Raw genomic sequence first — 6,470 nt, forward strand, 5'->3', positions numbered from 1 at the left:
TCGCCAGCTCCCCGTCGCCCCCTTCGGCAGCCCCGAGGAGGCCTTCGCCTGGGGCGACGGGGAGCTGGCGAACATCGTCACCCTGGTCGAGCGGTACGCGGACGACCCGTGCCGGCGGCGTGCGGGCCTCGTCTCCACGCTCGTGCGGCTGATCCTCCCCTACGCGCACCGCAGGGGACGCGTCGCCGAGATGGAGGTGCTCGGGCGGGCCGGCCTCGGCGTGGCGCGGCGGCTCGGGGACGAGGCGGCTCAGGCGCATGCGCTGGTCGACCTCGCCGGACTGCACTTCCTGACCGGCCGCCAGGGCGACGCCCTCGACCTCAACGACCGCGCGCTGGCCATCTGGCGACGGCTCGACGACCCGTCCTGGATCCGCCGCTGCCTCAACAACCGCGGCCTGCTGCTCGACGGACTCGGCCGGCCCGCCGAGGCGTGCGAGGCGCTGACCCGGAGCCTGGAGTACGCACGGCGGCTGAACGACCCGTACGGCGAGGCCGTCACCCACAGCCACCTCGGCAACCTCTACGAGCACACCGACCCGCGGGCCGCCATCGAGCAGCACCGGCGTTCGCTCGCCATCGGGGACGAGATCGGCGCCGTGATCGTCCGGCACTCCGCGCACTGCAACATCGGGTACGCCCATCTGCGGCTCGGCGAACCGGCCGCCGCCGTCGCGCACTTCGAGGAGAGCCTGCGCATCCTGGGCGGTCACGGCGACTGGCACGGCGAGTCCCAGACCCGGCTGGGCCTGGTCCGCGCGCTGCGGCTGCTGGGCCGCACCGGGCGGGCCGCCCGCGAGTGCGCCGAGCTGCTGGACCGGGCCGACGCCCGCGCCGACCGCTACACCGGCGGCCTCGCCCGCCACCAGCACGGACTGCTGCTACGGGACCAGGGGAGGGCCGGAGCCGCACACGAGGCGTGGGGCTCGGCTCTCGCGGCGCTGGAGGGGACCGACGCGCACGCGGTGGTCAGGGAACTCCGCGAGCTGCTCGCTACTTGGCGTCCGCGTAGCACTCCACCACCGCCGTCGTGAACGGGAACCGCACCGGCGTTTCCCCGAAGGTCAGCCGGCCGGCCAGGGCAGCCGCCTCGCGGATCGCCGCGACGACCGTCTCCGTCTCCTCCTCGGGGCAGTGCACGATCACCTCGTCGTGCTGGAAGAAGACCAGTTCGGCCGCCAGGTCCGCGCAGGATCTGCGCAGCGCGGCGAGCAGCAGCAGGGCCCAGTCGGCCGCGCTGCCCTGGACGACGAAGTTCCGGGCGAAGCGGCCGCGGGCGCGGGCGTTGGTGGAGGCGTACCCGGGCACCCACTGTCCGCCGTCGGGCTGCTCCTCGTCGGCGGCCGGGATGCCGGCCTCCTCCGGCGCGTCGTCCGTCCCCCGGGCCGCCGGCGGGCAGGTCCGGCCGAGCCACGTCCGCACGAGCCGGCCCTCCTCGCCGGCGCGGGCCGCGTCGTCGACGTACGCCACCGCTCGGGGGAAGCGGCGTCTGAGCGCGGCGAGATTCTTCAGGCCGTCGCCGGAGGTCTGGCCGTAGACCGCGCCGAGCACGGCGAGTTTGGCCTGGGCACGGTCGCCGGAGAAGGCGCGGTCGGACACCGCCTGGTACAGGTCGCTCTCCCGGCCGGCCACCTCCATCAGCCCCGGGTCGCGGGAGACGGCCGCCAGCACGCGCGGCTCCATCTGGTCGGCGTCGGCGACGACGAGCCGCCAGCCGGGGTCGGCGACCACCGCCCGCCGGATCACCTTGGGGATCTGGAGCCCGCCCCCGCCGTTGGTCACCCAGCGCCCGGTCACCGTCCCGCCCGCGAGGAACTCGGGCCGGAACCGTCCGTCGCGCACCCAGTCCTGGAGCCAGGACCAGCCGTGGGCGACCCAGATGCGGTACAGCTTCTTGTACTCGATCAGGGGCTTCACGGCCGGGTGGTCGACGGACTCGATCTCCCAGCGGCGGGTCGAGGTGACCTTGATGCCGGCCTGGGCGAAGGCCTTGACCACGTCGGCCGGCAGGTCGGGCCGCACCCGGCGGCCGAACGCGGCGGACACCTCGTCGGCCAGCTCGGCCAGGCGCCGGGGCTCACCGCCGCCCGCGTACCGCTCGCCCAGCAGGTCGTGCAGCACCGCGCGATGGACCTCGGCGCGCCAGGGCAGCCCGGCGCGGTTCATCTCGGCGGCCACGAGCATGCCGGCCGACTCGGCGGCCGTCAGCAGACGCATCCGCTCAGGGTGCTCGGCCTGCGCATGCCGCTTCTGCTGCTCGGCGTAGACCGCGAGGAGGTCCGCCAGGGGCAGGTGAACGCCCTGCGGTTCGAACAGGGAGGACTGGGAGCCCGGCTCGGCGGAGCGCTGGGGCGGATCGGGCGGTACGGGGCCGCCGCGCAGCCGGGCCAGGGCGGCCGCGGCCGAGCGTGGTTCCCCGTACCGCCCCTCGTGGCCGAGGAGAAGCGTCTCGGCGGCCTCGATGTCGTAGCACCGCTCGACTCGCACCCCCGTGGCGAGCAGACGCGGGTAGACCTCGGCGGTGGAGCGCCACACCCACCGCGCGACACCAGGACGGCTCCCCACGGCCTCGGCGGGATCCGCCTCCCGCCGGACCGGCCCGGCGGGCAGCCCGTCCGGACCGAGGGGAGCGACGTCCACGCCACCGTCCTCGGCCGCAGCGAGCACCCACCGATCGGCCATGCTGCGAGTGTGCCAGGGGGGTCTGACAACGCCCCCTGGCCGCGCCCCAGCCGTGGCGGCCGCCCTGATCGCGGCGACGGTCCCCGTCCCGAGTTCCGGTCGCGGTGGCCATCCCGGCCCGGGTTCCGGGCGCGGTCAGCGTCCCGGTCCGGGTTCCGGTCGCGTTCACCGTCCTGAGCAGCCACCACTGCCCGGAGCTCAGCGGAGCGTCACGCCCCGTCCGCCGCGTCCTTCTGCGCCTGCACGATCTTCTCCAGCACCTCGGCCACGTACCGCTCGGTCCGCTCCTTGTCGATGCCCAGGCCGCTGAGGACGCCCTCGCCGTTCTCGTGCTCCAGCAGGGCGAGCAGGATGTGCTCCGTGCCGATGTAGTTGTGGCCGAGGCGCAGGGCCTCGCGGAAGGTGAGCTCCAGGACCTTCTTGGCGGCCTGGCCGTACGGCACGAGCTCCGGGGCGTCCTCGACGGCCGGCGGCAGTGCGGCGGTCGCCGCCTCGCGGACCGTGTCGAGGGAGACGCCCTGCTCGACGAGCGCCTTCGCGGCGAGGCCGTCGGGCTCGGCCAGCAGACCGAGGACGAGGTGCTCGGGCAGGCCCTCGGCGTTGTGCGCGGACTTGGCCGCGTTGTGCGCGGCCATCACCGTGTTGCGGGCCCGGGGCGTGTAGCGGTTGAAGCCCTGGCTCGGGTCGAGGTCGGCCGACTCCTTCGGCACGAACCGCTTCTGCGCGGCCTGCCGGGTGACCCCCATGCTCTTGCCGATATCCGTCCAGGAGGCGCCCGAACGCCGGGCCTGGTCCACGAAGTGGCCGATCAGGTGGTCGGCCACCTCGCCGAGGTGATCGGCGGCGAGCACCGCGTCCTGGAGCTGTTCGAGGGGTTCCTGGTGAACCGTCTTGATCGCCGCGATCAGATCGTCGAGGCGCACGGATGACGTGATGTTGGGGTTCGTCGTCATGGTGTCAACCGTAGGTTGCGCCACGAGGAGTGTCAACCACGAGTTGACACCGTCCTCCTCGGAAGCCGCCTACTTCGGAGACGTCGCCACCAACCGCACCGCCAGCCCCGTGAACACCGTCCCCGAGACGATGTTCAGCCACCGGTTCACCCGCGCACTGCGCCTGAGGAGAGTCGCCAGCCGCCCCGCGAGCAGGCCGACGCTGCCGTCCCACAGGAAGCCCATGACGACGAGCGTGACCCCGAGCAGCAGCAACTGGCCCTGGACATGGCCGAGCGACGGATCCACGAACTGCGGCAGGAACGCCACGTTGAAGAGGATCACCTTGGGGTTGAGCAGGTTGGTGATCGCGCCCTGCCAGAACGCCCGCCGCATCCCCGGACCCGCGGCGCCGGCGCCCTCCTCGCCCGGCACCGAACGGTCCCGGAACGCCTTCACCGCCAGGTACAGCAGATAGGCCGCGCCCGCCCAGCGCAGCACGTGGTACAGCGTCGGCAGCGCCGTGAACAGGGCCGACAGCCCGAGCGCCGCCGCGACCGCGTGCACGAACATCGCGCACGCCACCCCGAACGCCGCCATCACCCCGGCGGTGGGCCCGCCCCGGCCGCCCATCGCCACGATGAACATCATGTCCGGGCCGGGGGTGATGCAGAGCGCGAAGGCGGCGACGAGGAACGCCGCGTACAGAGACATGTCCACCATGACGTCCATGCTCGAAGCCCCGCCGCGCACGGACGACGCAATTCCGCGGAGTGAGACGTACGAGGTCGCGCATGCCGGGCCGCCCGTGACGGCGTGGCACCATCGGCCCCGTGAGTACGCCCAGCACCGTCGACCGCGCGTTCGAGGCCGCCCTGTACGACAGCAGTGAGACGGCCCTCGACACCGGCGCGTCCCTGCTCGCGTCCGACCCCGCGGCGGACGACGAACTCGCCCGGCGCGGTGCGGAGTTCGTGGCGGCGGCCTGGCGGCGCGGCTGGCAGCCGGCCGACGTCGTACGCATCGTGCGGCGCGAACTGGACGACGTACACGTCCACCTGGTGGCGGCACTGATCCGCGCGCAGGCGCCGCACGACCGTCCGCACGACCGCCCGCGCGGCCGCCGCTGGAACGCGCAGCTCGCGGAGCTTCCCGACGACGCCCCGCCCCGCACCGACCGCTTCTCGCACGCCACCGCCGTACTGGAGCTGTACCGCCTGCTGCTGCGCCTGCCCGCCCTGGAGTCCCTCGACGGATCCCACGACGAGTCGCCCGGGGAGCCGAGGACCCGGTCCCGGATGCTCGGCCGGATCCGCGCCCTGCTCGCCAAGGCCGAGGCCACCGGGTTCCCGGAGGAGGCGGAGGCGCTCAGCGCCAAGGCGCAGGAGCTGATGGCCCGGCACAGTGTCGACGAGGCGCTGCTCGCGGCCCGGGCGCCCTCGCCCGAGACGCCCGGGGCCTGCCGGGTCGGTGTCGAACCGCCGTACGAGCAGGCCAAGGCGGTGCTGCTGGACGCCGTCGCCACCGCCAACCACTGCCGGGCGGTGTGGAACGAGCCCCTCGGCTTTTCCACCGTCGTCGGCTTCGAAACCGATCTGGAAGCGGTCGAACTCCTCTACACCTCACTCCTCGTGCAGGCCACGACCGCGATGACGAAGGCGGAGGCCGCTCAGCGGGCGAGTGGCCGCAAGCGCACCAAGACGTTCCGGCAGTCCTTCCTCGCGGCCTACGCCCACCGCATCGGCACCCGTCTGGCGGCTGCCGCCGAGACCCAGGTGACACAGGACCTGCTCCCGGTCCTCGCCTCCCGTGACGTGGCGGTCACCGGCCGGCTGGACCGGCTGTTCCCGGAGACGACCACGACCCGCCTGCGCGGCGTGCGTGACGCGGCGGGCTGGACGGAGGGCGCACAGGCGGCGGACCGCGCCCAGGTCGACCACCGCCCGCCGTTGCGCTGACCTGCTGTCAGTCGCCCGAGGACTCGAAGCCGCTCACCGAGGCCTGCGCCGCGCCGCCGCTGCTGGTCCCGTCCCTCCGGGCGACCTCGCCGTACGACCACGGCAGGTCGCGTGCGTCCGCGGTGGCGCCCGGCAGGGCGAAGGACGCCTTCCGCACGCTGAGGCTCTTCGGGGAGCCCGCCTCGCCCCGGACGTAGGTGATCGTGAAGGACGTGGTGCCGCCCTTCCCGAGGGTGAGCGACCGGGCCTTCGCGGTCTGCTCCGGGGACACGGACGTCGTGGTGTCCTCCGCCGAGAGGTCGACGACGGGGAAGCCCTTCAGCATGCACGCGCCGCCCTTGTTGGTGAGGGTGACGGTGACATTGCCCGTGTCCCCGGCGGCGGGGGCGGCACCGGCCCCGACCTCCACGCCCAGGTCGCCGATCGCACAGGCCGAACCGCCCGGCCGGTCCGCGTTCTTGACGTCGTCGCCACTGGTCTTGTCGCCGTCGCAGGCGGTCAGCAGGAGTGCCGCTGCGAGAGCGGCGGTCAGGGCGAGGGGAGGAAAGGTGCGCATGGGGTCCTCTGGTGCGTGATGGCGATGAGCGGTTCCGACGTATGGATCATCTCGGACGCGGGGACCGTCACGCACCTGGGCAGGCCGCCCGCCGGGATGACCTCCCAAAACCCCGGCCGGGTGGATTCCCGCGGGGTGAACCCGCACCGGGTGGATTCCCGCGGGGTGAACCCGCACCGGGTGGATTCCCGCGGGGTGAACCCGCACCGGGTGGATTCCCGCGGGGTGAACCCGCACCGGGTGGATTCCCGCGGGGTGAACCCGCACCGGGTGGATTCCCGCGGGGTGAACCCGCACTGGGTGGATTCCCGCGGGGTGAACCCCCGCCGGGTGAACCCGCACC

Annotated in this window: 6 protein-coding genes; 2 read left to right on the top strand and 4 right to left on the bottom strand. The window is 73.7% G+C overall.

Annotated elements, in window-relative coordinates:
• Nucleotides 1-1,033 (top strand): tetratricopeptide repeat protein (locus CCL05_RS32440; RefSeq protein WP_143589979.1); only part of this gene is annotated, 1,033 nt, incomplete at its 5' end.
• On the opposite strand, the gene CCL05_RS32445 is transcribed toward CCL05_RS32440, so the two are convergent.
• The 3 genes from CCL05_RS32445 to CCL05_RS32455 all read right to left on the bottom strand — a co-directional run bounded on the left by CCL05_RS32445 (nt 993) and on the right by CCL05_RS32455 (nt 4,336).
• Entirely contained in the window at nt 993-2,681 is a 1,689-nt protein-coding gene (locus CCL05_RS32445) for a bifunctional 3'-5' exonuclease/DNA polymerase (RefSeq protein WP_086564247.1), read from the bottom strand. The two genes, CCL05_RS32440 and CCL05_RS32445, sit on opposite strands and share 41 nt — an antisense overlap.
• 209 nt (nt 2,682-2,890) lie before the next feature.
• On the bottom strand, nt 2,891-3,634 hold the full coding sequence (locus tag CCL05_RS32450; protein WP_086564248.1) for a Clp protease N-terminal domain-containing protein: 744 nt from the start codon (nt 3,632-3,634) through the stop codon (nt 2,891-2,893).
• A gap of 69 nt (nt 3,635-3,703) precedes the next feature.
• Nucleotides 3,704-4,336 carry a LysE family translocator gene (locus tag CCL05_RS32455; protein ID WP_086564251.1) on the bottom strand — a complete coding sequence of 211 codons (633 nt, stop codon included), beginning with the start codon at nt 4,334-4,336 and terminating at the stop codon, nt 3,704-3,706.
• A 110-nt stretch (nt 4,337-4,446) separates the two neighbouring features.
• On the opposite strand from CCL05_RS32455, the gene CCL05_RS32460 reads away from it, so the two are divergent.
• The gene (locus tag CCL05_RS32460) at nt 4,447-5,571 is read left to right on the top strand and encodes a DUF2786 domain-containing protein (protein WP_086564249.1); all 1,125 of its coding nucleotides are present in this window, start codon (nt 4,447-4,449) and stop codon (nt 5,569-5,571) included.
• Between the two features lie 7 nt (nt 5,572-5,578).
• Here the strand turns inward: CCL05_RS32460 and CCL05_RS32465 are convergent, their stop codons facing one another.
• Nucleotides 5,579-6,127, bottom strand: coding sequence for a DUF4232 domain-containing protein (locus CCL05_RS32465; protein ID WP_086564250.1), 549 nt, complete (start codon nt 6,125-6,127; stop codon nt 5,579-5,581).
• Nucleotides 6,128-6,470: the final 343 nt, after the last annotated feature.

This window comes from Streptomyces africanus (genome assembly GCF_002150735.1).
GTDB lineage: Bacteria > Actinomycetota > Actinomycetes > Streptomycetales > Streptomycetaceae > Streptomyces > Streptomyces africanus.

Coding starts and splice junctions, on each gene's coding strand:
- CCL05_RS32465 (WP_086564250.1), bottom strand. CDS start 6,127: ATGCGCACCTTTCCTCCCCTCGCCCTGACCGCCGCTCTCGCAGCGGCA.
- CCL05_RS32450 (WP_086564248.1), bottom strand. CDS start 3,634: ATGACGACGAACCCCAACATCACGTCATCCGTGCGCCTCGACGATCTG.
- CCL05_RS32455 (WP_086564251.1), bottom strand. CDS start 4,336: ATGGTGGACATGTCTCTGTACGCGGCGTTCCTCGTCGCCGCCTTCGCG.
- CCL05_RS32445 (WP_086564247.1), bottom strand. CDS start 2,681: ATGGCCGATCGGTGGGTGCTCGCTGCGGCCGAGGACGGTGGCGTGGAC.